Source organism: Aneurinibacillus uraniidurans (assembly GCF_028471905.1).
Lineage (GTDB): Bacteria > Bacillota > Bacilli > Aneurinibacillales > Aneurinibacillaceae > Aneurinibacillus > Aneurinibacillus uraniidurans.
Map to the genome: position 1 here is coordinate 199384 of NZ_CP116902.1, position 25790 is coordinate 225173.

The window sequence follows — 25790 nt, forward strand, 5'->3', positions numbered from 1 at the left end:
GGAGATGACATACAATGGAACGCAGTTTGACAATGGAATTAGTACGGGTAACAGAAGCGGCGGCGCTTGCGTCAGCCCGCTGGATGGGACGCGGTCAGAAAGATGAAGCGGATGGCGCAGCTACAAGTGCGATGCGTGCGGTCTTTGATACGGTTCCAATGCAAGGAACGGTTGTAATCGGGGAAGGCGAAATGGATGAAGCTCCGATGCTCTACATCGGGGAGAAGCTTGGTCAGGGCGGCGGTCCAGAAGTAGACATTGCTGTTGACCCACTTGAAGGCACGAATATTGTGGCCAAAGGTACGTGGAACGCGATGACAGTATTGGCGGTAGCAGACCGTGGTAATTTGTTACATGCTCCGGATATGTACATGGACAAAATCGCAGTAGGTCCAGAAGCAGCAGGGAAAATTGATATTGACGCTCCGATCATCGACAATCTGCGTGCAGTAGCCAGAGCAAAAGGGAAAGATATTAGCGACCTGGTAGCATGCGTAATGGATCGGGAACGTCATGCAAAAATCATTCATGAAATTCGGGAAGCTGGCGCTCGTATTAAGCTGATCTCAGACGGAGATGTAGCGGGGGCGATTAACACAGCGTTTGAACATACAGGCGTGGACATTCTGTTCGGTATCGGTGGCGCTCCAGAAGGCGTAATCGCTGCGGTTGCGCTTAAATGTATGGGAGGAGACTTCCAGGGACGTCTTGTGCCAGGCAATGAAGAAGAGCTTGCACGCTGCAAGAAGATGGGACTTGCAGACCCACGCCAGGTACTTCTACTCGAAGACCTCGTAAAAGGGGACGACTGCATTTTTGCAGCAACGGGTGTAACGGATGGAGAATTAATTAAGGGCGTTCGCTTTAGCGGAACGAAAGCGACGACACAATCGCTCGTTATGCGTGCGAAATCAGGTACGGTGCGCTTCATCGAAGGTCAGCATCGCCTTGAGAGAAAACCTGAGTTTGTGATGAAAGACTAATTTCAAAAGAAAAGCGTGGTGTTTGTGCACGATATGGAAATGAATTTAGCGCAACTGGAAGAAAAGAAACTGACCGACTTGTATAAGCTTGCAAAAGAGTTTCAGATTCCGTATTACGGAACGATGAAAAAACGCGAGTTGATCTTTGCTATCCTGCATGCGCAGGCAGAGCGTCAGGGACACATGTTTATGGAAGGGGTACTAGAGACGCATTCGGACGGATTTGGATTTCTCCGTCCGGTGAATTATCTTCCAAGTGCGGAAGATATCTATATCTCAGCCTCCCAGATTCGCCGCTTTGACCTTCGTACGGGAGATAAAGTATCCGGTAAGGTACGTCCACCGAAAGAAAATGAACGTTACTTTGGCTTGCTGCATGTAGAGGCCGTCAACGGTGAACCGCCGGAAACATCGCCGGAGCGCCCGCATTTTCCGGCGTTGACGGCGCTGTATCCACAGCGGAATATGGTGCTTGAAACGTCGCCAGAACGTGTGTCGACCCGTGTGATTGATTTGATCGCGCCTGTTGGTTTTGGACAGCGTGGGCTGATTGTAGCCCCGCCAAAAGCAGGGAAAACAATGCTGCTAAAAGAGATTGCGAATAGCATTGCTACGAATCATCCTCATGTTGAGTTGATTGTGTTGTTAATTGATGAGCGCCCGGAGGAAGTAACGGATATGCAGCGCTCTGTTAAAGGAGAAGTCGTCAGCTCTACTTTCGATGAGCTGCCGGAAAATCATATTAAAGTAGCCGAACTCGTACTAGAACGTGCGATGCGTCTTGTTGAGCATAAAAAGGATGTTGTGATTCTGCTTGACAGTATTACACGCCTGGCACGTGCATACAATGTGACGGTGCCTGCAAGCGGTCGTACGCTCTCCGGCGGTATTGACCCGGCTGCGTTCCATCGCCCGAAACGTTTTTTCGGTGCTGCTCGTAATGTGGAAGAAGGCGGCAGTCTGACCATTCTAGCGACAGCGTTGATTGAAACGGGCTCACGGATGGATGACGTGATTTATGAGGAATTCAAAGGAACTGGAAACATGGAGCTTCATCTTGATCGCAAGTTAGCGGAACGCCGCGTGTATCCCGCTATCGATATTCGCCGTTCCGGTACGCGCCGGGAAGAACTTCTGTTCACGAAAGACGATCTGGCGAAAGTCTGGGCGCTGCGTAAATCAATTCATGATAACAATGAATTCACGGAAGCATTCATTAAACGCTTAAACGAAAGCAAGACGAATCAGGAATTCCTCGATTCAATTGAGCTAGAAGCAACGAAAAAGACCGTAACACGAACGCGGTAATCGGATAACCTTCCCTTTAGACGACTATTCTAGCCTGTCCGGGCATAGGATGGTCTAAAAAGGGGAGAAGGACATGAATGACTGGCAGGCCATTCTTCTCGGTATCATTCAGGGGATTACGGAGTTTCTGCCGATCAGCAGCACCGGACATCTGTATCTGGGACGGCATTTGTTCGGACTAGATGAAGCGGGGCTGTTTCTTGATACGATGCTGCATATCGGCACACTGTTTGCGGTACTGGCTGTATATGGAGACGATGTGCTGGAGATTGTGCGGCGGCCCTTTTCGAGGATAACGGGACTGCTTTTGGTCGGGACGATTCCGGCAGCCGGAATTGGTTTTTTGCTGGCTGATTTTTTTGAGGAAATCTCCCGCACGGGTGTAACGGTTGGATATGAATTCCTGCTGACTGGATTCATATTGTGGATAGCTGACCGCTGGAGGGATCAGGGGCGACGGAAATTGCTTGATTTAACATATGGCGATGCCCTTTTTATTGGTTGTTTTCAAGCGGCGGCGATTATGCCAGCCTTATCACGCTCTGGCTTGACGATTGCGGCTTCCTTTTTTCGGGGGCTGAATCGAGATACAGCAGCGCGGTTTTCTTTTCTTCTATCGATTCCGGCGATTGGTGGCGGTGTAGTGCTGCAAGGTGCTAAGCTTTTTACGGGCGAGGTGCGGGAATCGATTGGTCTTATGCCGCTTTTATTGGGGGCAATTTTTTCCGGGCTGGCTGGTTATGTGGCCGTCAGGTGGATGATTGGCCTGTTAAAGCGTGGTTCTTTAAAGTGGTTTGCCATTTATGTATGGATACTTGGCCTGTTCATTATCGGGGCGCAGGCGAGTGGGGTTTTTTAAAAAATGAACGGATATGAAAAAGCTGACTGTCTTTTTATGGGACAGTCAGCTTTTTTCGATTAGCCGATAATAATTTTGCCTTCGGAATAACGGAAATGTTTTTTCTTGCGATCCCAGTTTAAGGCGAATGCAACCGTAAGTGGACCAACACGTCCTGCAAACATCATGAAGGAAATCAAGATTTTACCGAATTCGGTCAAGTGCGGGGTTAATCCTGCTGATAGCCCGACTGTACCAAATGCCGATGTAGTCTCGAATAGAATCACCAGGAAGTTCGCTTTTTCTGTAATACAAAGAATCATTGTAACGAGTATGACCAGTGTGAGTGCAGCAAAAGCGATGGTAAGGGCTTTGTATACTTTGCTCTCATGAACGCGCTGTTTGAAGAATACGATATCTCCCTGGCTGCGGACCATTGCCCAGACAGCGGCAAGCAGAGTAGCAAATGTAGTCGTCTTGATCCCGCCCCCGGTTGAACCAGGGGATGCCCCGATGAACATGAGAATGACCATAAGAAAGAGGCTGGACTGATGCATGTCTCCAATCGAAAGCGTATTTGCGCCATCTGTCCGTGTACAGACTGATTGGAAGAGTGCCCCCCAGAACTTCCCTGACCAATCGAGTGGGGCGAGTGTTTTTGGATTGGTAAATTCGAAAGCGAAGATAAGAATGGCACCAAACACAGTGAGAAAGGCACTCATTGATAGGACAACTTTTGTATGCATGGAAAGCTTGCGTCGGGTGCGGTAGTCGATCAGCTCAGCAATGACAACAAACCCGATCCCGCCTACAAGAATTAAGGTAATAATAACAAAGTTTACAATCGGATCGCTTACATACGGAGTTAAGCTTCGAAAACCACCGACCACATCAAATCCAGCATTATTGAAGTTGGATACGGAATGGAAGATGCCGAAATAAATCGCCTGCGACCAGCCCATCTCACCTGCCCAGTGAAGAGTCAGAATAAGTGCCCCAGCTGATTCGAACACAAGGGTGAAAAGCAAAACCTTTCGTACGAGTTTGACGACACCTTCTACTGAAAGCTGGTTAAGTGATTCTTGGATCAGAAGGCGCTGACGGAATGAAATTTTACGCCCAAGAATGAGTGTAAATAAGGTAGCGACAGTCATAAACCCGAGGCCGCCGATCTGAATCATCCCCAGAATGGTCAGTTGACCAAACGTGGTAAAGGTCGTGCCTGTATCAACAACAACCAGCCCGGTTACGCATGTCGCAGATGTCGCCGTAAATAGCGCATCAATAAATGGAAGTCCTTGTCCATTTACAGTAGCGGCAGGCAGTGTAAGTAAGAATGCTCCGAATAAAATAATGGCGCCAAAGCCTGCGACAAATAATTGTGCTGGGCTAATAGCCGATAAGGAAAACAGCGGTTTTTTCGGTCGTGATAGTTGTTCTTCCATAGATTTGCACCTCCTTTTACCAAATAAAATAAAAACATCCTCCAAGCTATTATAGAACAACGGAAAAAGAGTACAATCTTTGACTTTTAGGAGTGCGGTAGCGTATAATGTTTCGGACATTTATCCTGTACGTTTAGCGAATGAAATGCGAAGGAGCTTATGATTATGTACCTTGTATATGCGGACAAGCGAGGGCAAGTATATGACCACTCAGAATTAATCGGGCTTGGGCGGAGCGGCGATTCTCTGATGGAAATACTAGAAGAGGAACTGATTCCGCTTCCAGAAGGAGCTACGCTTGTTAGTCTGCCGAATTGTCATCCCGTTGGCATGGACCCGAATACAGGCGAAATGGTGCGTCTCACGGAGTATCAGGCGGTCGGAGCACTCATGCCACAAGGCTATACTCGCCTTATGTTCCCCGGTTATGTGAAAGAAAATAAGGAAGATAAGCTTCCTCTCTTTGGGTATACAGCGGTTGTCTGGCGGGACGGTGTTTTTTTTGTCGCGGCGGAAGCAAGTGATGAGCCATATCGCTGGAACCCAGATAACTTTCCGCGCTGTGATCTGGAAAAACTGGTGAAAGATACGGTAAATCAGTATCCGGAAAATCGAATTTTTACCCATCTCAGCAACTGTACGCTTGGCTATGGCTGTCTGACAGCATCGAATACATTCTTTAACCGCTGGGAAGCAGGGCTGCCGGTGTCATACTCGTGCAATGCGGGGTGCTACGGCTGTATTTCGGAGCAGCCTGATGATAGTGGTTTCGTCTCACCGCAGACACGAATGAATTTTAAGCCGACCGAGGATGAACTTGTAGAGGTTATGATGCATCATCTGAAGACACCAGAGTCGATTATTAGCTTTGGTCAGGGCTGTGAAGGAGAGCCGTCTACGCAAGCGGCGATTATTACGAAAGCGATGCGTCGTGTGCGTGAGCAGACAGACATGGGCTTTATTAATATCAACACGAACGCAGGCTTGACCGATCATATTCGGGCTATTGTCGATGCCGGGCTTGACTTGATGCGGGTCAGCACAATTAGTGCGCTTGACGAACATTACAACGCATATTATCGCCCGCGTGGCTACACACTAGCCAATGTAGAGCAATCTGCCACGTATGCGAGCAGTCAAGGGGTATATACCTCGATTAACTATCTTGTATTTCCAGGCGTATTCGACCGGGAAGAAGAGATGGAGGCGATGATTGAGTTCATCCGCCGCTCTGGTATTCGCTTGATTCAGATGCGCAACTTGAATATTGACCCGGACAGCTACTTAGCGATGATTCCGCAGGCGAAGGGCGAAGTGTTTGGCATGAAGCAGGCGCTGGAGATTTATCGGGCGGAGCTGCCGGATGTGATTATTGGTTCGTATACGCATGTGCCGCCGGCTGCTTATCAGGAACGCCGCCGCCAGACGCTAGCACAGCTTAAAAATAAAACCCAATAACTGTTTGCATTGATAGTATAGCCATGCTATAATGCTCTCATATGTGTTTGATAACTCTGTTTCGTACAAGATTCAGGGCAGAAAGAGGTGAATGAAATGAGACCGGGAATCCATCCTGATTACAAGTTAACGAAGGTTACTTGCGCTTGCGGTAACGAATTCGAGACCGGCTCAGTGAAAGAGAACCTGCGCGTGGAGATTTGCTCCGAGTGCCATCCGTTCTACACTGGCAAACAAAAATTTGTTGACGCCGGCGGTCGTGTTGATCGTTTCAAAAAGAAATACAATATCAAGTAATATTCAAACAGACAGGCCGTGTGCCTGTCTGTTTTTATATCGGGCTGTGATATATTGCACTCCTCATCCACTTGCCTTATAATTGTAATGTTACCCAAATGCACGATTATTTTTAAAGATCGAGGTGAAGCAACCGTGCTGCAACGTTTAGAATCAGTAATAGAGCGTTATGATCGTTTAACGCATTTGCTTTGTGATCCGAACGTGATGAATGATCCGAAGAAACTTCGGGAGTATTCCAAGGAGCAATCTGACATTGAACCAACGGTACAGGCATACCGTGAATATAAAGAAGTAAGTGAACAGCTGCAAGACGCGAAAGACATGCTAGAAGAGAAGCTTGATGATGAAATGCGCGAAATGGTCAAAATGGAAGTTGGTGAGTTGACCGAGCGTAAAGAGAAGCTAGAAGAAGAAATTCATATTCTTCTGCTGCCGAAAGACCCGAATGACGATAAAAACGTAATTATCGAGATTCGTGGTGCGGCAGGCGGTGATGAAGCGGCGCTGTTCGCCGGTGATCTGTATAATATGTACACTCGTTATGCAGCAAAACATCGCTTCAAAGTCGAATTGCTAGAAGCAAACTATACAGACATTGGTGGTTTTAAAGAAGTTATCTTCTCTGTGAATGGTGTAGGTGCTTACAGCCGTCTTAAGTTTGAAAGCGGCGCTCACCGTGTGCAGCGCATTCCGACAACAGAGTCGGGTGGGCGGATTCATACGTCAACTGCAACGGTAGCGGTGCTGCCGGAAGCAGAGGAAGTAGAAGTAGAAGTAAACGACAACGATATTCGTGTTGACCTGTTCTGCTCCAGCGGCGCGGGCGGCCAGAGTGTTAATACAACCAAATCAGCCGTGCGCTTAACACACGTTCCGACTGGAATCGTGGTAACGTGTCAGGATGAGAAATCCCAGCATAAGAACAAAGACAAGGCGATGCGAGTTCTGCGTGCTCGTCTGTATGATAAAATGCAGCAGGAGGCATTCGCAGAATATGCGGATGCACGTAAATCTGCTGTTGGTACGGGTGATCGTAGTGAGCGCATCCGCACGTACAACTTCCCACAGAGCCGTGTAACGGACCATCGCATCGGCTTAACGCTGCATAAGCTTGATCAAGTTCTGAACGGTGAAATGGATGAAATTGTCGACGCACTTGTGTTGCATGAGCAGGCAGAACTCATGCGTAATGCCGAAGGTGCATAACGTGAATACGATGACGACGCGAGAAGCTTTGCAAAAAGCTTCTCGTTTTTTGCAGGCAGAAAACATTGAAGACGCACTGTTCCTAGCCGAATATGCGCTGCGTCACGCACTCGGCTGGGATCGGACAACTTTGTTTTCTCGCATGAATGAGCCACTCCCTGCGGACATGTGGGCACGTGTAGAAGCGATTATCCGTCGCCGTGCTGCCGGGGAACCGATGCAGTACATTATCGGAGAGCAGGAGTTCTATGGACTCACCTTCGAGGTGAATCCAGATGTACTTATTCCTAGACCGGAAACGGAATTACTTGTCGAAGAAGTGCTAAAGCAGGCGCATCAGATGTGGCCTGCTACAAACAACCTTCACATAGCGGATATCGGCACAGGAAGTGGTGCAATTGTAGTAACGCTTGCGGTCGAAGGGGAAGAGAACTGGGCGTATACGGCTGTCGACATTGCTCAGGCTTCGCTCGATACAGCCCGTCGCAATGCCGAACGCCATGGTGTGGAAAGTCGCATTCGCTTTGTGCAGGGCGACTTACTCACCCCTCTTCTTGAGAGCGGTCAGCGGGTAGATATTCTCGTCTCGAATCCTCCGTATATTCCATCGTTTGATGTGACACAGCTGGACACGCAAGTGAAAGATCACGAACCGTTGCGTGCACTTGATGGTGGAGAAGATGGATTTGATTTTTATCGTAGAATGGTGCACGAATTGCCAAATGTACTGGCGGAACGTGCGATTGTCGGCTGGGAAGTGGGCATTCACCAGGCAGAGACGGTACGAGCCTGGCTTGTGGATACCGGGCTGTTTGCTCGTGTGTATATCGTTGATGATCTGGCGGGGATTGGACGACATGTAATTGGAATAAAATTATGACAATTTTTGTTTAGTCCTGCTTTTTTCTGTTCATACTGGTGAACAGGGAGAGGAAAGGGGACGGAAACAAATGAAAAAAGTCGTTACGAAAAAATTTCTTTATATCGCATTCGCACTTATTGTCATAATCATGAATTGGGAAGGTCAGAAAGAAGCATTTGCGCTTGTTGCGAAGCAAGCTGTTCCAGAACAATCGATTCGTCTGCGGATTCTGGCGAACAGTGATACACCAGAAGACCAGCAGCTCAAGCGTCATGTGCGCGACCGGGTCATTGAATCGGTGAAGCAGTGGTCATCCGAAGCGAAGAATGCAGACGATGCGCGTGTTATTATCCACAAGCATTTGCCAGAGCTGCAGGGGGTTGTGAACCGTACCATTCAAGAGGAAGGATATACGTATCCGGCTTCTGTTGAATTGCGTGCGACGGATTTTCCGACGAAGATGTATGGTACGCAAGTATTCCCTGCTGGACAGTATGAGGCAGTGCGCATCGCAATCGGCAATGCCGAGGGGCAGAACTGGTGGTGTGTACTGTTCCCGCCACTCTGTTTTACCGATATATCGAACGGGGATACAGCATCTTCTGACAAAGCTGCCGCTAATAAGGTGGATGCTAAGGATAAACAGCAGGTGGAAGTCCGATTCTTCCTGATTGACTGGCTGACTCGTTTATTTGCCTAATTTTGTACTGGGAACTCTGCCTGTGTGGTGGAGTTTCTTTTTTTGATACAAAAGGGATATGATAAGGGGAGGATAAAAACATAGTGCATACGTGGCTTATCAACTAAAGTTATCAACAGGTTATGCACATGTTGTGGATATTTTTTGGTTTGTCAGGGGATAAGTTGGATTAGATAATGAAAAGATTCATATTTTATAAGAGTTGAGAGGGACAATATGAATATACAGACAAAATATTGGCATGTGGATAATTTTGTGGATGACCTGATAGATTGTCCACAAGTACGCGAGGCTGCGTTGCTCCTGCGTGAAAATGAACTGATTGCCTTTCCGACTGAGACGGTATATGGTCTCGGTGGGAATGGGCTTGTAGATGAAACAGTAGAAAAGATTTATACCGCGAAAGGTCGACCGAGTGATAATCCGCTTATTCTACATATTGCAGACCGTGAACAACTTGTGGATATCGTGGAGCATGTACCCCCGCTTGCAGACGCGCTTATGGAAGCATTCTGGCCGGGCCCGCTTACCCTTGTTTTGCCCAAGAAGCCAGGTGTGGCGATGCGTGCATCTGCCGGGCTGGATACGGTCGCGGTACGGATGCCAGATCACCCGGTAGCTGATGCTCTGATTCGAGCGGCAGGAGTTCCTGTAGCAGCTCCAAGTGCGAATGTATCGGGTCGACCAAGTCCGACGACGGGGCGGCATGTGCAGGAAGATCTGGATGGTCGAATTGCAGGAATTCTTGATGGTGGCCCGACCGGGATTGGCGTAGAGTCAACAGTAGTAGATGTAACGGGTGATGTGCCGCTTATTTTGCGGCCGGGCGGCATTACCGCTGAACAGATCGCGGAGATTATCGGAGAGGTCGCAGTGGACCCGGGTCTGCTTGGAGATGGTCCGGCAGCGCCGCGCTCACCGGGAATGAAATATCGCCATTATGCTCCAGAGGGAGAGATGTGGCTAGTAGAAGAGCCGGATATGTGCATGCGCATCGTAAAGGCTGTAGAGCAGGCGAAGCAGGAAGGAATGCGAGTAGGCGTGCTGGCAACAGAGGAATCAGCTTCCGCTTATCCAGGCGCAGATGTTGTACTAGCCTGTGGACAGCGAGCAGACCTGATCTCGGTAGCGCGCCATCTGTATGATGTGCTGCGCCGCTTTGATCAGGAGCAGGTGGATGTAATTTTTAGTGAAACATTCCCGTATACGGGCGTAGGAGCTGCGGTTATGAATCGTCTTATGAAAGCAGCTGGCGGAAAATATCGATAAGCACAGCATCTCTTCTATCATTCTTCCCTCCCGCATATCCTGTCTATGTAATGCCTGTACGAAAGCGGGGGATAAGAGTGGAAAGTTTGCAATGGGGAGAACTGATTACCATTTTGATGATCGGGATTGCGCTTGGGATGGATGCGTTTTCGCTCGGAATCGGGATGGGGATGGGCGGCATTCGCTTACTTACGATTGCGAAGGTTAGTTTGACGATTGGGTTGTTTCATATTGTGATGCCGCTGATTGGCATTGCATTAGGTGTTTTTCTTACGTCTTATATGGGAAATATGGCGGCCTATATCGGCGGATTTATTCTGATTGTTTTAGGTCTGCATATGCTGTGGAACGGCTTTTTCGGTGAGGAAAGAAATCCGCTTATGAAGACAACCTTCTGGGGGACTATCTTGTTTAGTTTAAGCGTCAGTATCGATGCGCTTTCCGTTGGGTTTTCGTTTGGATTGTTCCGGGTGAACGTTTTTATTGCTGTGCTGATTTTTGGTGCGTTGGGAGCTGTGCTGGCAGCAGGCGGGCTTCTGCTTGGTCGGCGCGTTGGAAGCTGGCTTGGGGAGTACAGCGAGATTTTTGGTGCGCTGATTCTAGTAGCTTTCGGGCTCAAATTTTTATTGTAGCGGTGGCCGTCTATGATAGAGCTTCTAGTTATTAGTACTGTGACTGGACTAACGACGGTGGCCGGTGCGCTTACGACGCTACTTGCGGGTAAGCCGGGAACGAAGCTTATGGCGTTTTATCTTGGGTTATCGGCTGGGATTATGGCGCTTGTAATTGTGGCGGACTTGCTTCCGGCAGCGCTGTCTGGCGGAGAAACGTATGGGATTTTGCTTGGGCTTCTGGTAGGGGTGGTCATGCTGCGCACGCTCCATTATGGTATGGACAGGATGGCGGGAGAGGCACTTGCATCAGCCCGTACTGAACCGACACCTGCTCACTGGCGGCAGGCAGGCTGGATGATGGGGATTGCTCTGGCGCTGCACCACATTCCAGAGGGGATCGCGATTGGCGCAGGCTTTGAGGCTCATCGTCATATCGGTGTTTTGCTGGCGTTATCGATGGCGTTGCATAACATTCCAGAAGGCATTGGACTTGCGGCTCCGCTCCTGCTCGGAAAACTTCGCCCGCGGCTGATCTTGCTGTTTTCGTTTCTTGTCAGTTTGTGCATTCCGTTTGGGGCATGGCTTGGAGGAATATATTTTACGGCAAGTCCGCAGGCGGTAGCGTTTGGCATGGCTTTTGCGGCCGGAGCTATGAGCTATCTCGTCTTGTGGGAGCTTGGACCTTCTGGAATTCGCCTGCATCGACTGAGTGCGCAGTTTGGCATGCTTATTAGTTTGGTTGCCATGCTAATTTTGCATGCATTACCGGGTTGATTACTGAAGGGAAAAATCGGACAATATGAATAACGAATGAATCAGGTAAGACAGAAAGGGGAGAACATCCTATGCGTATTTTATTCGTATGTACAGGAAATACATGTCGCAGCCCGATGGCAGAGAAGTTGCTTCGCAAAATGGCGAAGGATCAAGGGTTGGATATCGAGGTGAAATCAGCGGGAGTATTCGCGTCGTCAGGTTCCACTGCTTCTGTAAATGCTACCAGAGTGTTAGAAGGTCGAGGAATTACAGAAGAACATCGCTCTCAGTCTGTGTCTTCCGTCCTTATGGATTGGGCTGACCTGATTATTACGATGACAGAGGCACACAAGCAATCGCTGTTCCAGGAGTATCCTGATTGTGCAGAAAAAATGTACACATTAAAAGAATATACGGATACTTCGGAAGGAACAACGAAGCGTCTTGAAGAATTAGATGAATTGTATGACCGATTAGAAGAGAAGCAGGAAGCATTCATGCGGGAACACCGTGATGAGATTCGTCAGCTTGAGGACCGATATCAGGAACTTTATAGCCAGCTTGAACTGGTGCGAGAACAGCTGGACGACTGGCGGGACCGTATTATGCAGGCAACCGTAGTGGAGCGCAACCAGATCTCAATTCTGGAGCAGCAGACACCTGATTATGACATTAGCGATCCATTCGGTGGTACAGTGGAGACGTACGAAAACTGTGCCAAAGAAATCGAGTCGTCGCTTGTGCGACTGCTCGAACTTATGAAAAAATCATAAACGATTGTGAATTTTACTGCTTTTGTCTGAAGGTAAATATATAATGGTAAGATATAGGCATAAGGCATGCAAGGGGGGTTACATCATAGTGAAACAGAACGGTTCTCGTTTCGGATTGGAGAAAAAGCTTGTCATGGGCATCGCTCTCCTTTCCCTTGTTACATATAGCACGAGCGCGCTGTTTATTTTCTTTCTGCAGGACTATGTAGTTCACTATATACCAAGCTGGTTATTTACAGCACTAACGCTATTGCTTGGTGTTTTCTGGTCAGGCGTGTTCGGCTGGGGTGTAGCTCGCTGGATTACGAAGCCGATTGTCAAGCTGGAGCAGGCGGCTTCTTGTGCAGCAGAAGGGGATTTACGTGTGGAGATTCGTGTGCCAAATAGTGATGATGAGATTGCGACTCTTACACGCTCTTTTGCTAAAATGATTGTCAATCTACGTAGTATGATGACAGATATCAATCAGTCAGCTGAGCACGCAACTGCCGGAGTACAAGAATTGACAGAGGCATCTGAGCAGGCGGCCGTTCAGATCGAGCAAATTAGCGTGACCATGGATGAGATCGCGCAAGGAGCGGACAAGCAGGTAGCGTATACGAATACGATGGTGCAGTCTGTAAGTCAGACGGAGCGTCTCAGTCAGGAAGCGAGCCAGTATGCTGAACAATCACGTGACTTGTCACGCCGCATGCTAGCTACGCTTGGGACAAGCAGTCAAATTGTTTCTTCCCTTGTTAATGGGATGCATCGGTTGGCCGAAGAAAATCAGAGTTCTATTGCTACTGTTCGTAGGCTTGAAGAAAATGCGGCGCAAATCGGCGCGATTACGCAGGTTGTCAGTGATCTGGCAGGGCAGACGAATCTACTTGCGCTCAATGCTAGCATCGAAGCGGCGCGTGCCGGGGAGCACGGGAAAGGCTTTGCGGTAGTAGCGGATGAAGTTCGGAATCTGGCAGATGAAAGTGGTCGGGCTGCTTCGAATATTAATGAGTTGATTGAATTGATGCAGAAAGAAGTAGGCCGTGTGGTCAGTCAGATCCATGAGCAAGTTGCAATTGCGGATGCAGAATCGCAGCGCGGCGCAGAGACGACTCAGGCACTGCATGAGATTGAGCATTCTGTGCAAGAAGTTGTGGCGGCTGTTGAGCATATTACCGAGCTGATTGTGCAGCAGAATGCTGGCATGCAGGTTATTATGCGAAATGCGGGGGATGTAGCGCGTGTAGCGCACGAAGCATCAGACGGGGCAGAAGTTATTGCGCATGCTGCACAGGAGCAGACTGCTTTTATGGAAGAGGTGGCAGCAGCCGGCCAGGTGCTGCGTGAGCAGTCTGAACAGCTTAAACAATATGTAGCTCGTTTTCATATTTAATGAACGTATCAAAACGTAGGATCCTGTATCCTGCGTTTTTCTTTATATAAATTTAAAGGAAAATTTAATTTACTATGAAAAACTGTTTATTTCCGAACGATATTTAGTATATAATCAGGAATGTACAGTTTTTCAACAGTTTTAAGCAAGTGCAAGGTGCTCTGTCAAATCGGCGAGAATCGGGTATAATACAGAAGAATGAACTATCGTGAAAAACGGAGGATATGTACTATGAAGGTTGCACTTGCTGCCGATCACGGCGGATACGGTCTGAAAGAAGAAATTAAGCAGTATCTTGATTCAGTTGGAATTTCGTACGAGGACTTCGGTTGTACGTGCGAGCAATCTGTTGATTATCCGGATTATGCACTTCCAGTTGCCGAGAAGGTAGCAGAAGGCCAGTTTGACCGTGGAATTCTTGTGTGTGGGACCGGAATTGGGATGTCGATTGCGGCGAATAAAGTAAAAGGCATTCGCTGTGCGCTTGTACACGACTGTTTCACCGCAAAAGCGACACGTGAGCACAATGACTCGAACGTGCTGGCGATGGGTGCACGCGTGATTGGACCTGGACTAGCACTTGAGATTGTGAAGCTCTGGCTTGGAACAGAGTTCGAAGGTGGACGCCATATGCGCCGTGTTGAGAAAATTGCAGAAATCGAAAACAAGCAGTAAAGACGGACGGCTAATGATGAGTGTGGAAACCATTCGCGAAGAAGTAGCGACAATTGCCTTTGAACTGCTGCAGGCGAAGCCGCTTGGTGTTGGATGTGTGCTGGTGATTGGCACGAGTACGAGTGAAATCATCGGACGAAGAATCGGCTCAGCAGGTAGCCAGGAAGTAGCCGTGGCATTGTATGAAGCGCTAGAAGCAGTCCGGGTTAAGCATGGCTTTGCGCTCGCGTTTCAATGCTGTGAGCATTTGAACCGCGCGCTTGTAATAGAAAGAGAAACCGCAGAACGGTTCGGCTGGCCTGAAGTAACCGTCATTCCTGTGCCGACAGCAGGCGGGGCAATGGCGGCGCACGCGTTCCGTGCGATGCAGGATGCAGTAGTTGTAGAATCGATTCAGGCGGATGCGGGCATTGATATTGGCGATACGTTTATTGGCATGCATTTGAAGCCAGTAGCCGTTCCCGTACGCCCGAGCGTTAAGCAGGTAGGGGAAGCGCATGTCACAATGGCAGTTACACGTCCGAAGCTAATCGGAGGTGTCCGCGCTGTATATGATCGTGGACCTTTGAATGATAGCTGCCGATAATTACAAGTGAAGGAGACGAAGATAAATGCTAGAACATGTAAAAAAACAAGATCCACAAGTAGCAGAAGCCATTAAGCTGGAGCTTGACCGCCAGCGCACAAAAATCGAGCTGATCGCATCCGAGAACTTTGTAAGTGAAGCTGTTATGGAAACGATGGGTACGGTTCTGACGAATAAATATGCGGAAGGCTATCCGGGCAAACGCTACTATGGCGGTTGCGAATGTGTAGACATTGCAGAAGATCTGGCACGTGACCGTGCGAAACAACTGTTTGGCGCTGAACATGCTAATGTGCAGCCTCATTCTGGTGCACAGGCAAACATGGCTGTTTATTTTGCATTCCTTAAGCCGGGAGACACTGTGCTTGGTATGAATCTGTCACACGGTGGACACCTTACACACGGAAGTTCGGTTAACTTCTCCGGTACGCTTTACAACTTTGTTGAGTACGGCGTAAGCGAAGACAAGCAAGTTCTTGATTATGACGATATCCGTCAAAAAGCGGAAGAACATAAACCAAAAATGATCGTAGCAGGTGCAAGTGCGTACCCGCGTCAAATCGATTTCGCTAAATTAAGCGAGATTGCGAAAAGTGTCGGCGCATACCTGATGGTAGACATGGCACACATCGCAGGTCTTGTGGCAACTGGACACCATCCAAATCCGGTTCCGCATGCGGATTTCGTAACTACTACAACACACAAAACATTGCGCGGTCCTCGTGGCGGTATGATCCTTTGCCGCGAAGAATATGCAAAAGCAATCGACAAAGCTGTATTCCCTGGCATTCAGGGTGGCCCACTTATGCACGTAATCGCAGCAAAAGCGGTAGCATTTGGTGAAGCACTCAAACCTGAATTCAAAGAGTATGCTGCAAATATCGTAGCAAATGCAAAACAACTTGCAGAATCGCTTACAGAAGAAGGATTCACGCTTATCTCTGGTGGTACAGACAATCATCTTATCTTGATTGACGTTCGCAACATGAACCTGACAGGGAAAGAAGCAGAACACATTCTCGATGAAGTGGGGATCACATGTAACAAAAATACGATCCCGTACGATCCGGCTAGCCCGTTCGTAACAAGTGGTATTCGTATCGGTACAGCAGCGGTTACAAGCCGTGGCTTCGATGCAGAAGCAATGAAAGAAATCGCAGCGATCATGGCTGTAGCACTCAAGAACCCGCAGGATGAAGCGAAACAGGCAGAAGCAAGCGAGCGAGTGGCTGCTCTGTGCGCAAAATTCCCGATGTATCCGAATCTGAGTCTCTAATCAGTACGTAATAAAGGCAAAAGACCTCTTGTTGGCTGCTAGGCCAGGAAGAGGTCTTTTCTATATCGAATCTTTGGTTGTTTAAAATGTCGGTTGGAATGCATACTAAGTTCTGCATGTTTTGCATTTTGTTTTTGATATGCTTTTGCTATAATATAACGCAGTGTAAAAATTAGCGCCCGCTATGGGAGCATTTTTCAAGCAGACAGGAGGCAAAACCTAGTGGGAAAAGTATACGTATTCGACCATCCACTTATTCAACATAAAGTATCATACATCCGTGATAAAAATACGGGAACGAAGGAATTTCGTGAACTTGTTGACGAAGTTGCGATGCTGATGGCATATGAAATTACGCGAGATATGCCGCTTAAAGAAATCGAGATCGAAACACCAGTTACGACATGTAAAACGAACGTAATCGCTGGTAAAAAAGTAGGCCTGGTGCCAATTCTGCGTGCCGGACTTGGCATGGTAGACGGAATGATGAAGATCATTCCGGCAGCAAAAGTTGGACATGTAGGGTTGTACCGCAACCCAGAAACACTGGAGCCGGTAGAATACTATGTGAAGCTGCCAAGTGATGTGAATGAACGTGAACTGATCGTTATCGATCCAATGCTTGCTACAGGCGGTTCTGCGGCAGCTGCGATTACAGCCTTGAAAAATCGCGGTGCAAAACATTTGAAACTGATGTGCCTAATTGCAGCACCAGAGGGCATCGAGAAGCTGCATGAGATTCATCCGGACATTGATATTTATGTAGCAGCAGTGGATGAGCGATTGAACGATCATGGCTATATTGTGCCGGGCTTAGGAGACGCGGGAGACCGTCTGTACGGCACGAAGTAACAATTCGGGATGGGGTGAGATCGTGGCGAAGAAAAAAATTATGACGGTGTTTGGTACGCGACCAGAAGCGATCAAAATGGCGCCGCTTGTACATGAGCTGCGTCAATATGAGGAACTAGAGCCGTTCGTATGTGTAACGGCCCAGCATCGTCAAATGCTTGATCAAGTATTGGAGATTTTTGCGATTGAAGCGGATGCCGATCTGAATGTCATGAAGGAACGTCAGACGCTGACACAGGTGACAACCCGTGTGCTTGAAGGTCTTGATGAAGTCATGAAAACAGAAAAGCCGGATATGGTGCTTGTTCATGGAGATACGACAACTACATTTGCGGCGAGTTTAGCAGCGATGTACAATCAGATTCCAGTTGGGCATGTGGAAGCAGGTCTGCGCACATGGAATAAGTATTCGCCGTTCCCGGAAGAGATGAATCGGCAGTTAACGGGTGTCATGTCTGACCTTCATTTTGCCCCGACTGCCCAGGCAGCCGACAACTTGAAGCGAGAAGATAAGCCGGTAGAAGCGATTCATATTACGGGCAATACGGTCATTGATGCGCTTAAAACGACAGTGCGTAATGATTATAGCCACCCGGTACTTAAAGAATTTGCGGATAAAAAGCTCGTCTTGATGACAGCTCACCGCCGCGAAAACCTCGGGGAACCGATGGCGCGTATGTTCCGAGCGATTCGTCGTCTGGTGGACAAGCATGAGGACATCGCGGTTGTATATCCGGTGCACTTAAATCCAGTCGTACAGGAAGCAGCAGCGAAATATCTTGGTGAGCATCCGCGCATTCAACTGATCGCGCCACTTGATGCGGTTGATTTCCATAACTTTATGTCACGTGCTCATCTTATTCTGACGGACTCTGGGGGCATACAAGAAGAGGCTCCGGCATTTGGTGTGCCAGTGCTTGTGTTGCGTGATACAACAGAGCGTCCAGAAGGGATTAAGGCGGGCACATTGAAGCTTGCCGGTACAGACGAAGAGACGATCTTCGGCCTTGCAGACGAATTGTTAAGCAGTCAGGAAGCGTATGAGAAAATGGCGAAAGCTGCTAACCCGTATGGGGATGGAGAAGCGTCTCGCCGCATCTGTGAGGCGATCCTCTACTACTTTGGCCTTCGCACGGAAAAGCCGGAGCTGTTTGAGCCAGGAGTCACAAAATAGTGTAGTAATAATCATGATGTTATGGCCGATGCAATATGCGTCGGCTTTTTATATTGCAAGTTTTACACATCGAAAAAGAAACAAATGGAAGCTGTTATGCGTCTAACTCAGATGGAGAACGTATAGATCAATACATAACGAGAGGAGAAAGATGATGGGAAACCGCATAAGCAGGGTTATGGTGCTCACGTTTGCACTGACGATGATCATGGCCCTGCAGCTGCCGTCTGTCGGACAGGCTGCCAGTATGTCGTTACAGAAGCTGTCAGAGTCAATCATTGGGGAAGGGACAGTTCTGCAAAAGTATAAGCTGGTCAGCGGGGGAAGAAGCTCGACTGTTTATGTGACACGAGCAGACCTGAACAATCAATATGTGAAGGTAGGTCCGGTTTACGGTACGAATGGACAGGTGACAGTGAAACAGAATGTCAAGAAGATGGCCGATGAAAAAGGAGCCATTGCTGCAATTAATGCCGATTTTTTCCGAATGGATCGCAAAGGTGCGCCGTTTGGTATTGTACTTGATGAGGGAAAACTTGTATCATCCATGGGAAAAATCAATAGCTGGTATTCATTCGGACTTTTGAGTGATCGAACTGCCATTATGTCGCATTTGGGCTTTACGGGAACCGTGCAGGCTCAGGATGGGACAACTGGAGTCATTCAGGGTGTGAATAAGGAAGAATACAATCCGACGAATGACAAAAGTCATCTAGGTAAGATCAACTTGTATACACGTGATTTCGGTCCAACAAGTCTTGGTGCCATTAAGGGCTATGATGACGCTGTTGAAATGCTGGTTGTTGATGATACGGTTAAAGATATACGCGTGGGTAATCCAACCGGTTACACGATCCCAACAGGTGGCTACGTGCTGTGGGGACACGGAGCGGGCAAGCAGTATTTAATGCAGCATTTCCAAGTGGGGGATCCAGTAACGGTAACGCTTCAGACGACGACAGATATTCCGCTTGACGGCCGGACACTAACCAGTGCAGTAGGCGGGCATGTCATACTGGTAAAGAACGGTCAGGCTCTTACGAACATTCCATCTGATTACATTGGTGGCTATCAGCCGCGCAGTGCGTTTGGTATCTCGCAGGATGGCAAGACCGTGTATATAGTAGCGGTAGAGGGATCATCTGCTAGTAAAGGCGTAACGCTTGATGAGATGGCCCAGGTATTAAAGCAGCTTGGTGCGTACAATGCAGCGAACTTTGATGGTGGTGGTTCGACTACCATGGTGGCACGCCAGTTAGGGGATACACAGGCATCACTGCTGAATACGCCAAAGGGTGGAAGTATGCGTGCCGTGCCAACTGGACTCGCTATTTTTAATACGGCACCGGCTGGTGAGTTTTCGAACTTTTTCTTTACGAATGACACAAAAACCGTGATGGGTAAAGCAACACCGATTACGGTAAAAGCATATGATACACATTATCAGCCGTTTAAACTTGATCCATCGCTAATGACATGGACTGCTAATCCGGCAGATGGTACGTTTACGAAAAATGTGTTTACACCGAAGCGAAGTGGTTCCATTGTGATTACCGGACAGTATGGTAATGTAAAGAAAAATCTCACGCTTACAGTAGCATCGCTTGATGTAACAGATATGACAATATCCCCGGGTTCTCTTGGATTGCGTCCGAATGATCAAGCGAATGTAACCGTAACATTGAAGGCGAAGAACGGGCAGACATTTACAGCTTCTCCAGACATGGTGAAGGTATCTCTGACTCCTGGTCTTGGATCTGTAAATGGACTGACGGTTACAGCAGGAAGTGAAAACAAATCCGGGGAACTCGTTGTAACCTATAAAAATATCGTACGTAAAATTCCGGTAACGGTCGGTACAACGTGGTCGCTCTGGAGCCATCTTGATACAACAACAGGATTGACGTATACGGCAATTCCAGCTGCTGTTAGTGCAGATGGTTCGTTCCGCCTCTCAGGAGACGGAGAGCCAGCACAGTCAGGTAAATCGTTGCGTCTCGATTACAATCTAACAAATTCTTCAAACATTGATATGCGATTTGCATACGGGCGTTTTGCTCCAGCTATGGCGCTGCCAGGTAAACCACTTGGAATGAAACTCTGGGTAAAAGGCGACGACAGCAATCACTGGCTTCGTGCGGAAGTACAAGATGCGAACGGCAAGATTTACTATGTAGATCTGGCGAAGCAAGTAAACTGGAGTGACTGGAAAGAGGTAGAAGGTCGCTTCCCGACAGGTATGGCGTATCCAGTTTCCCTGCGTAGTCTGTACATTGTAGATGAAGAAGATTCTACGCTTGAACCAAAAGGCACACTGTACTTCGATGATCTCTCGCTGGAACAGCCAGGGAGTGGTTTGGCAGGTGTGACACCACCGCCACCACCACCGCCTTCTTCGGTAGGTGGTTTTACAGACATTGGGGGACACTGGGCACAGGATACATTGCTTGCGATGTATAACAAAGGCATTGTAAGTGGTGTGACACCGACAACGATAGGCCCTGAGCTTCCGGTGACACGCGGGCAGTTCGTAACATTCATGGATCGTGCGTTTGGCTGGTCCAAAGCGGGAGAGGTACAAGCTGCATCGTTTACTGATGAGATTCCTGCTTATGCTAGGGCAGCCGTCAATGCTGCGGCAGCGAAAAAAATCGTAACAGGACTCCCTGATGGCACATTCCAGGCTGATAAACCAATTAGCCGTGCCGATATGGCGGTTATGATGCACAACGCGCTGAAGCAAGGATATGGCAAGTTAGATGGTGCAACCGTAGAAAAAGCAGCGTATAAAGATGAAGATGCAATCCCTCCGTATGCGACAGAAAGTATACGTATCTTGTCTGAGCTGGGTTATTTGAGTGGAGAAGATGGAAACTTCGAGCCTGCCCGCACCGCAACGCGGGCAGAAGCGCTTGTCGTGATCAAACGTTTGCTTGACAGTATGTAATTATCATTAAATTCTGGAAGTTAAGCAGGAATTAAGTCTGTCAATCTCGAATATAGTACACCGTATTTTCTACTATAAAGAAGAGAGAGGGAACCATAACATGAATAATCGTGATGTTGTCATTGTGAGTGCAGTGCGTACGCCGATTGGGAACTTTATGGGATCATTGAGCAGCATTCCAGCAGCGGAATTAGGAGCAATTGCAATTAAAGAAGCGTTGAAACGTGCAGGCGTGTCAGGCGATCAAGTAGATGAAGTAATTATGGGGAATATTCTACAGGCAGGTACAGGTCAGGGGCCAGCCCGCCAGGCAGCGATTAAGGCAGGCTTGCCGCAAGAAGTACCATCGATGGCGATTAACAAATTGTGTGGTTCCGGTCTTAAAGCTGTTCATCTGGCTGCACAGGCGATTTCTAATGGAGATGCGGAAATCGTCGTAGCGGGCGGGATGGAGAACATGAGCCTGGCACCGTATTTGATGCCAAAAGCTCGTACTGGCTATCGGATGGGTGATCAGAAAGTTCTTGATAGCATGCTGACAGATGGACTGATTTGTGCGTTCAATGAATATCATATGGGGATTACAGCTGAAAATATTGCCGAGCAGTACGGATTAACACGTGCTGAGCAGGATGAATTCGCTGCATGGAGTCAGCAAAAAGTAGAAGCGGCCACTCAGGCGAACCGATTCAGTGAAGAGATTGTTTCGGTGGAAATTCCACAGCGCAAGGGAGATCCAATTGTAGTAGATAAGGATGAGTTCCCGCGTGCGGGTATTACAGCGGAGCAGCTCGGTAAGCTGAAGCCTGCATTTAAGAAAGACGGAACGGTAACAGCGGGCAATGCGTCTGGGATTAATGATGGAGCAGCAGCACTCGTGCTGATGAGTCGTGAGCGTGCGGAGCAGCTTGGCATTAAGCCATTGGCCGTGATTCGTGCAAATGCTAGTGCAGGGGTGGACCCGGCTATCATGGGTATTGGTCCGGTTCCGGCTACGAAGAAAGCGTTGGAGAAAGCAGGCCTGTCTATCGAAGACATGGATCTGGTCGAAGCGAACGAAGCATTTGCCGCGCAATCGCTTGCAGTAGGTCGTGACCTGAACATTCCACGTGAGAAGCTGAATGTAAATGGAGGCGCGATTTCACTCGGTCACCCGATCGGTGCAAGTGGTGCACGGATTTTGGTTACGCTGCTGCATGAGATGAAGCGTCGCGAAGTTCGTTACGGTCTGGCTACGCTTTGTATTGGTGGCGGGCAAGGTGTGTCGACGATTGTTGAAATGGAATAATAAACCTAATTACAAACTGTAAAGTGCATGGTTTTGTCGAAAAAGTGACAAACAGGTTGCAACTTGTTGACAAACGTAGATAGCTTAAGTACTATGGTTAGGGACAACGTATATGGTATACACAAGAGCGTTGTTTCTAACCACTTTTTTTGAAGAAATTCGACAGTTTGTGTCAAATTTTTTTTGGAAAAAATGGGTGTGTGAAAGCAAAAAGGATGGGAGGGACCTTGTTTTGAAACAGGATCAGAACCGACCGTTACGGGCTTTTGCATTAGTAGGTACGATAGGGGTAGAAATGGCTACCTCTGTTATTTTTGGTTTTTGGGCTGGAAGTGCGATCGATAAGTGGTTAAAAACCGAACCGTGGTTCATGTTGATTGGATTATTGTTCGGATTGGCACTTGGTGTTTACGGTCTGTATCTTCTGGTTAGACAGTTCTTTGGAGAATGATATGGAACAATTTTCTTTGTCAATGCGCACCATAGCGAGGTACATATTTCTTTTGTTCTCCATGGTTGTGGTTTGCTGGTTGTTTATGCCGCAACGTGTATTTTTCCAGGGCCTGTTGCTCGGGATATTTGTCAGCATGTGTAACGGCTTTATTCTGTATGTAAAGACCGTGCAGGCAGGTGAGATGGCCCTGAATCCGGGGCGTCGTATGCGAAGTTTGGGCATGCTGCCAAGATTTTTGCTGGCTGGATTTGCTGTGTATGTTTCGTTCAAGATGCCTCATATCTTTTCTTTCTACGGTGTGGTAGCGGGTCTCCCTACCGTTCCGGTCCTGACATTGCTTGTCACGATTTACTATCATATATCTACTAAAAAAAAATAACGTGTATGCGAAAGGGGTGAATGAGAAAAGATGGAACATTATTCTCCGACGTTTAAGGCATTAGGAATGACATTTGACATTCCCGTTATGCTCATGTCTGTTTTAGCTTCTGCCCTTGTACTTATCCTTGTTACAATTAGTACAAGAAACATGACTGCGGGTGTACCGCGTGGCATGCAAAACTTCTTTGAATGGGTTATCGACTTCGTTCGCGGAATCGCTGGCCAATTCATGGATATGAAAACCGGGTCAAAATTCGTTACACTTGGAATCACACTGTTCCTGTACATCTTTATTAGTAACCAGCTGGGCGTTCTGGCGAACTTCAACGTTACGTATACAGAACCGAATCCTGCTTTTGGCATTACCCAGGAAGTGATCAATCAGCATGGTCACCAAGTTACACATGATGGACATACAGTGAAAGAAGTAACAGTTGCCTGGTTTAAATCACCGACAGCATCTCCAAGTGTTACATTTGGTCTTGCGTTGATGGTGCTGTTGTACGCACACTACCTTGGTATCAAGAAAAGCCCAGGTAAATACCTCAAACACTGGTTTGAACCAAATCCAGCTATGTTTATTCTACATGCGATGGAAGAGTTTATCATCAAACCATTAACACTTCCACTTCGTCTATTCGGTAACATTTTTGCCGGTGAGGTTCTGATTGCCTTCCTGCTGGCAGGTTCTGCTGTTGCTGTAAGCATTCCGCTTGCGATCTGGCTTGGTTACTCTTTGTTTGTCGGCTCGATCCAGGCGTATATTTTCACAACATTAACACTGGTTTACATCTCGCAAAAAGTTGTGGATGACCACTAAAGTGTAGCTTTTCGCGTTGTAAAATAGCTTTATCAATCACTTATTCATACTTTGTTGAGGAGGGAAATCATAATGGATTTCGCAATTGCATTAGGTTTAATCTTTGGTCTTGCAGCTGTTGGTGCAGGTATCGGTAACGGTCTTGTTGTTTCTCGTACAATTGAAGGGGTTGCTCGTCAACCAGAAGCACGTGGCGGTCTTATGGGTCTTATGTTCCTTGGTCTCGGTCTGGTAGAGGCGGTTCCGATCATCGCTGTTGCTATCGGTTTCATGCTGATGGGTCGTCTAGGCTAATAGTCAGGTATAACGTTTTAAAACACATGATTTTATTAGGCGGGGGCCGTTATCCTTCGCCTTCCTTTTGTACTTAAAGTAATTCTCCTGCTACAGGAAAGGAGTGACGGACTGTGAGTATCGAACTCGGTACATTGCTATTTCAAGTAGTAATGTTTCTGATTCTGTTGGCGCTTGTTTCTAAGTTTGCAATGAAACCGGCTATGTCGATTTTGCAAAAGCGCCAGGATCATATTGAAGGACAAATCGCAGCTGCTGAGAAGGCGAATGTGGAAGCAGCGTCTTTACTTGAGCAGCAACGCGCTGAACTGAAGAAAGTACGTGAAGATGCACAAAGCATTCTTGATCGTGCGAAGAAACAATCCGATGTGGAAGCTCAAGAGATCGTGGCAGCTGCACAAGAACGTGCAGAGCGCCTGGTTGAAGAAGCGAAGCTCGAAATCAACCGTGAAAAAGAGAAGGCCATTGCATCTGTTCGTGATCAGGTAGCTGGACTGTCTGTATTGCTTGCTTCTAAGATTATTGAGAAAGAAATGTCTCAATCGGAACAGCAGGATACAATTGAGCAGTTCATGAGACAGGTGGGCGGTCAAGTATGAGTGCTGTTGCGAAGCGCTATGCCCGTGCTCTGTTTGAAGTAGCGAGTGAAAATCAAACGATTGACACGACGGAAACGGAACTGAACCAAATCACGGATATCATCGCTCAGGATGCAGAGTTCAGAGCCATTCTGACACATCCAAAAATCACGGCAGCGGAAAAAACCGACATGCTCAACACACTGTTTGCAGGCAAAGTATCTGAGACTACACTTGTATTCTTAGGCCTGGTAATCAATCGTGGGCGTGAAGAAAGCTTCAGTGATATTGCACAGAATTTTACGGAACTTGCCAACGAAGTGCGCGGCTATGCTGACGCTATCGTAACAACGGCAAAATCGTTAACAGAAGAAGAGGCGCAAGCAATTGCTGCGCAGTTCGGCGCCAAGCTGAACAAAAAGTTGCGTGTAACGACCAAAGTTGATCCTTCTATTATTGGAGGCATGATGGTTCGTATCGGTGACCGTATGTATGATGGTAGCATCAAAGGCAAACTGTCCCGTTTTACACAGCAGATTAAGCAAGCCCAAGTATGATAGATAGGGGTGAACCATAAG

At 47.8% G+C, this 25790-nt stretch carries 27 protein-coding genes; 26 read left to right on the top strand and 1 reads right to left on the bottom strand.

Going from position 1 to position 25790, the window contains the following annotated elements; genetic code table 11:
• Positions 1–14: 14 nt before the first annotated feature.
• The 3 genes from glpX (at position 15) to PO771_RS01010 (ending at position 3150) form a co-directional block, all read left to right on the top strand.
• Positions 15–983 (top strand): class II fructose-bisphosphatase, encoded by a 969-nt coding sequence (gene glpX / locus PO771_RS01000; RefSeq protein ID WP_272561462.1) that lies wholly within the window; start codon positions 15–17, stop codon positions 981–983.
• A gap of 33 nt (positions 984–1016) precedes the next feature.
• Positions 1017–2291 (top strand): transcription termination factor Rho, encoded by a 1275-nt coding sequence (gene rho / locus PO771_RS01005; protein ID WP_272561463.1) that lies wholly within the window; start codon positions 1017–1019, stop codon positions 2289–2291.
• 73 nt (positions 2292–2364) lie between these two features.
• Complete coding sequence (locus PO771_RS01010; RefSeq protein ID WP_272561464.1) at positions 2365–3150, top strand: undecaprenyl-diphosphate phosphatase; 786 nt, start codon at positions 2365–2367, stop codon at positions 3148–3150.
• A 59-nt stretch (positions 3151–3209) separates the two neighbouring features.
• Here PO771_RS01010 and PO771_RS01015 read toward each other — a convergent pair whose 3' ends face one another.
• A complete protein-coding gene (locus PO771_RS01015; protein WP_272561465.1) occupies positions 3210–4574 on the bottom strand; it encodes a TrkH family potassium uptake protein in 1365 nt (454 codons plus the stop codon).
• A 165-nt stretch (positions 4575–4739) separates the two neighbouring features.
• On the opposite strand from PO771_RS01015, the gene PO771_RS01020 reads away from it, so the two are divergent.
• The 23 genes from PO771_RS01020 to PO771_RS01130 all read left to right on the top strand — a co-directional run bounded on the left by PO771_RS01020 (position 4740) and on the right by PO771_RS01130 (position 25769).
• Entirely contained in the window at positions 4740–6032 is a 1293-nt protein-coding gene (locus PO771_RS01020) for a radical SAM family protein (protein ID WP_272561466.1), read from the top strand.
• Positions 6033–6128: 96 nt separating this feature from the next.
• Positions 6129–6329, top strand: a complete 201-nt coding sequence (gene rpmE / locus PO771_RS01025; RefSeq protein ID WP_272561467.1) for a 50S ribosomal protein L31 — start codon at positions 6129–6131, stop codon at positions 6327–6329.
• 135 nt (positions 6330–6464) lie between these two features.
• Positions 6465–7538 (top strand): peptide chain release factor 1, encoded by a 1074-nt coding sequence (gene prfA, locus PO771_RS01030; protein WP_272561468.1) that lies wholly within the window; start codon positions 6465–6467, stop codon positions 7536–7538.
• Between the two features lie 10 nt (positions 7539–7548).
• Positions 7549–8418: a peptide chain release factor N(5)-glutamine methyltransferase gene (prmC, locus tag PO771_RS01035; RefSeq protein WP_272563073.1), complete on the top strand. Its 870-nt coding sequence runs from the start codon at positions 7549–7551 to the stop codon at positions 8416–8418.
• 70 nt (positions 8419–8488) lie between these two features.
• On the top strand, positions 8489–9100 hold the full coding sequence (gene spoIIR, locus PO771_RS01040) for a stage II sporulation protein R (RefSeq protein WP_272561469.1): 612 nt from the start codon (positions 8489–8491) through the stop codon (positions 9098–9100).
• A 222-nt stretch (positions 9101–9322) separates the two neighbouring features.
• Positions 9323–10369 carry an L-threonylcarbamoyladenylate synthase gene (locus PO771_RS01045; protein ID WP_272563074.1) on the top strand — a complete coding sequence of 349 codons (1047 nt, stop codon included), beginning with the start codon at positions 9323–9325 and terminating at the stop codon, positions 10367–10369.
• Positions 10370–10419: 50 nt separating this feature from the next.
• Complete coding sequence (locus PO771_RS01050; RefSeq protein WP_422664970.1) at positions 10420–11001, top strand: manganese efflux pump MntP; 582 nt, start codon at positions 10420–10422, stop codon at positions 10999–11001.
• Positions 11002–11013: 12 nt separating this feature from the next.
• Positions 11014–11757, top strand: a complete 744-nt coding sequence (locus tag PO771_RS01055; protein ID WP_272561470.1) for a ZIP family metal transporter — start codon at positions 11014–11016, stop codon at positions 11755–11757.
• Between the two features lie 71 nt (positions 11758–11828).
• On the top strand, positions 11829–12512 hold the full coding sequence (locus tag PO771_RS01060) for a low molecular weight protein arginine phosphatase (RefSeq protein ID WP_272561471.1): 684 nt from the start codon (positions 11829–11831) through the stop codon (positions 12510–12512).
• An 88-nt stretch (positions 12513–12600) separates the two neighbouring features.
• Positions 12601–13887, top strand: a complete 1287-nt coding sequence (locus tag PO771_RS01065; protein ID WP_272561472.1) for a methyl-accepting chemotaxis protein — start codon at positions 12601–12603, stop codon at positions 13885–13887.
• A 231-nt stretch (positions 13888–14118) separates the two neighbouring features.
• Positions 14119–14562, top strand: a complete 444-nt coding sequence (gene rpiB / locus PO771_RS01070) for a ribose 5-phosphate isomerase B (RefSeq protein WP_272561473.1) — start codon at positions 14119–14121, stop codon at positions 14560–14562.
• 16 nt (positions 14563–14578) lie between these two features.
• Positions 14579–15148, top strand: coding sequence for a TIGR01440 family protein (locus tag PO771_RS01075; RefSeq protein ID WP_272563076.1), 570 nt, complete (start codon positions 14579–14581; stop codon positions 15146–15148).
• Positions 15149–15173: 25 nt separating this feature from the next.
• A complete protein-coding gene (locus tag PO771_RS01080) occupies positions 15174–16424 on the top strand; it encodes a serine hydroxymethyltransferase (protein ID WP_272561474.1) in 1251 nt (416 codons plus the stop codon).
• A 222-nt stretch (positions 16425–16646) separates the two neighbouring features.
• On the top strand, positions 16647–17276 hold the full coding sequence (gene upp, locus PO771_RS01085; RefSeq protein ID WP_272561475.1) for a uracil phosphoribosyltransferase: 630 nt from the start codon (positions 16647–16649) through the stop codon (positions 17274–17276).
• A gap of 40 nt (positions 17277–17316) precedes the next feature.
• Positions 17317–18450: a non-hydrolyzing UDP-N-acetylglucosamine 2-epimerase gene (wecB, locus tag PO771_RS01090; protein WP_422664995.1), complete on the top strand. Its 1134-nt coding sequence runs from the start codon at positions 17317–17319 to the stop codon at positions 18448–18450.
• Positions 18451–18604: 154 nt separating this feature from the next.
• Positions 18605–21397: a phosphodiester glycosidase family protein gene (locus tag PO771_RS01095; RefSeq protein ID WP_272561477.1), complete on the top strand. Its 2793-nt coding sequence runs from the start codon at positions 18605–18607 to the stop codon at positions 21395–21397.
• A gap of 100 nt (positions 21398–21497) precedes the next feature.
• Positions 21498–22685: an acetyl-CoA C-acetyltransferase gene (locus tag PO771_RS01100; protein WP_272561478.1), complete on the top strand. Its 1188-nt coding sequence runs from the start codon at positions 21498–21500 to the stop codon at positions 22683–22685.
• Positions 22686–22917: 232 nt separating this feature from the next.
• Positions 22918–23136, top strand: coding sequence for an AtpZ/AtpI family protein (locus PO771_RS01105; protein ID WP_272561479.1), 219 nt, complete (start codon positions 22918–22920; stop codon positions 23134–23136).
• A gap of 1 nt (position 23137) precedes the next feature.
• On the top strand, positions 23138–23518 hold the full coding sequence (locus tag PO771_RS01110; protein WP_272561480.1) for an ATP synthase subunit I: 381 nt from the start codon (positions 23138–23140) through the stop codon (positions 23516–23518).
• Between the two features lie 30 nt (positions 23519–23548).
• On the top strand, positions 23549–24340 hold the full coding sequence (atpB, locus tag PO771_RS01115) for a F0F1 ATP synthase subunit A (RefSeq protein ID WP_272561481.1): 792 nt from the start codon (positions 23549–23551) through the stop codon (positions 24338–24340).
• A gap of 72 nt (positions 24341–24412) precedes the next feature.
• Complete coding sequence (gene atpE, locus PO771_RS01120; RefSeq protein WP_272561482.1) at positions 24413–24634, top strand: F0F1 ATP synthase subunit C; 222 nt, start codon at positions 24413–24415, stop codon at positions 24632–24634.
• 113 nt (positions 24635–24747) lie between these two features.
• Positions 24748–25233, top strand: coding sequence for a F0F1 ATP synthase subunit B (gene atpF / locus PO771_RS01125; RefSeq protein WP_272561483.1), 486 nt, complete (start codon positions 24748–24750; stop codon positions 25231–25233).
• On the top strand, positions 25230–25769 hold the full coding sequence (locus tag PO771_RS01130; RefSeq protein ID WP_272561484.1) for a F0F1 ATP synthase subunit delta: 540 nt from the start codon (positions 25230–25232) through the stop codon (positions 25767–25769). Before atpF ends, PO771_RS01130 begins: the two co-directional genes overlap by 4 nt.
• The last annotated feature ends 21 nt before the right edge of the window (positions 25770–25790 follow it).

Bases quoted from the DNA above. Each gene is read 5' to 3' on its own strand.
- glpX (WP_272561462.1), top strand. From the start codon at position 15: ATGGAACGCAGTTTGACAATGGAATTAGTACGGGTAACAGAAGCGGCG.
- rho (WP_272561463.1), top strand. From the start codon at position 1,017: ATGGAAATGAATTTAGCGCAACTGGAAGAAAAGAAACTGACCGACTTG.
- PO771_RS01010 (WP_272561464.1), top strand. From the start codon at position 2,365: ATGAATGACTGGCAGGCCATTCTTCTCGGTATCATTCAGGGGATTACG.
- PO771_RS01015 (WP_272561465.1), bottom strand. From the start codon at position 4,574: ATGGAAGAACAACTATCACGACCGAAAAAACCGCTGTTTTCCTTATCG.
- PO771_RS01020 (WP_272561466.1), top strand. From the start codon at position 4,740: ATGTACCTTGTATATGCGGACAAGCGAGGGCAAGTATATGACCACTCA.
- rpmE (WP_272561467.1), top strand. From the start codon at position 6,129: ATGAGACCGGGAATCCATCCTGATTACAAGTTAACGAAGGTTACTTGC.
- prmC (WP_272563073.1), top strand. From the start codon at position 7,549: ATGACGACGCGAGAAGCTTTGCAAAAAGCTTCTCGTTTTTTGCAGGCA.
- spoIIR (WP_272561469.1), top strand. From the start codon at position 8,489: ATGAAAAAAGTCGTTACGAAAAAATTTCTTTATATCGCATTCGCACTT.
- PO771_RS01050 (WP_422664970.1), top strand. From the start codon at position 10,420: ATGCCTGTACGAAAGCGGGGGATAAGAGTGGAAAGTTTGCAATGGGGA.
- PO771_RS01055 (WP_272561470.1), top strand. From the start codon at position 11,014: ATGATAGAGCTTCTAGTTATTAGTACTGTGACTGGACTAACGACGGTG.
- PO771_RS01060 (WP_272561471.1), top strand. From the start codon at position 11,829: ATGCGTATTTTATTCGTATGTACAGGAAATACATGTCGCAGCCCGATG.
- rpiB (WP_272561473.1), top strand. From the start codon at position 14,119: ATGAAGGTTGCACTTGCTGCCGATCACGGCGGATACGGTCTGAAAGAA.
- PO771_RS01075 (WP_272563076.1), top strand. From the start codon at position 14,579: ATGAGTGTGGAAACCATTCGCGAAGAAGTAGCGACAATTGCCTTTGAA.
- PO771_RS01080 (WP_272561474.1), top strand. From the start codon at position 15,174: ATGCTAGAACATGTAAAAAAACAAGATCCACAAGTAGCAGAAGCCATT.
- wecB (WP_422664995.1), top strand. From the start codon at position 17,317: ATGACGGTGTTTGGTACGCGACCAGAAGCGATCAAAATGGCGCCGCTT.
- PO771_RS01095 (WP_272561477.1), top strand. From the start codon at position 18,605: ATGGGAAACCGCATAAGCAGGGTTATGGTGCTCACGTTTGCACTGACG.
- PO771_RS01100 (WP_272561478.1), top strand. From the start codon at position 21,498: ATGAATAATCGTGATGTTGTCATTGTGAGTGCAGTGCGTACGCCGATT.
- PO771_RS01110 (WP_272561480.1), top strand. From the start codon at position 23,138: ATGGAACAATTTTCTTTGTCAATGCGCACCATAGCGAGGTACATATTT.
- atpB (WP_272561481.1), top strand. From the start codon at position 23,549: ATGGAACATTATTCTCCGACGTTTAAGGCATTAGGAATGACATTTGAC.
- atpE (WP_272561482.1), top strand. From the start codon at position 24,413: ATGGATTTCGCAATTGCATTAGGTTTAATCTTTGGTCTTGCAGCTGTT.
- PO771_RS01130 (WP_272561484.1), top strand. From the start codon at position 25,230: ATGAGTGCTGTTGCGAAGCGCTATGCCCGTGCTCTGTTTGAAGTAGCG.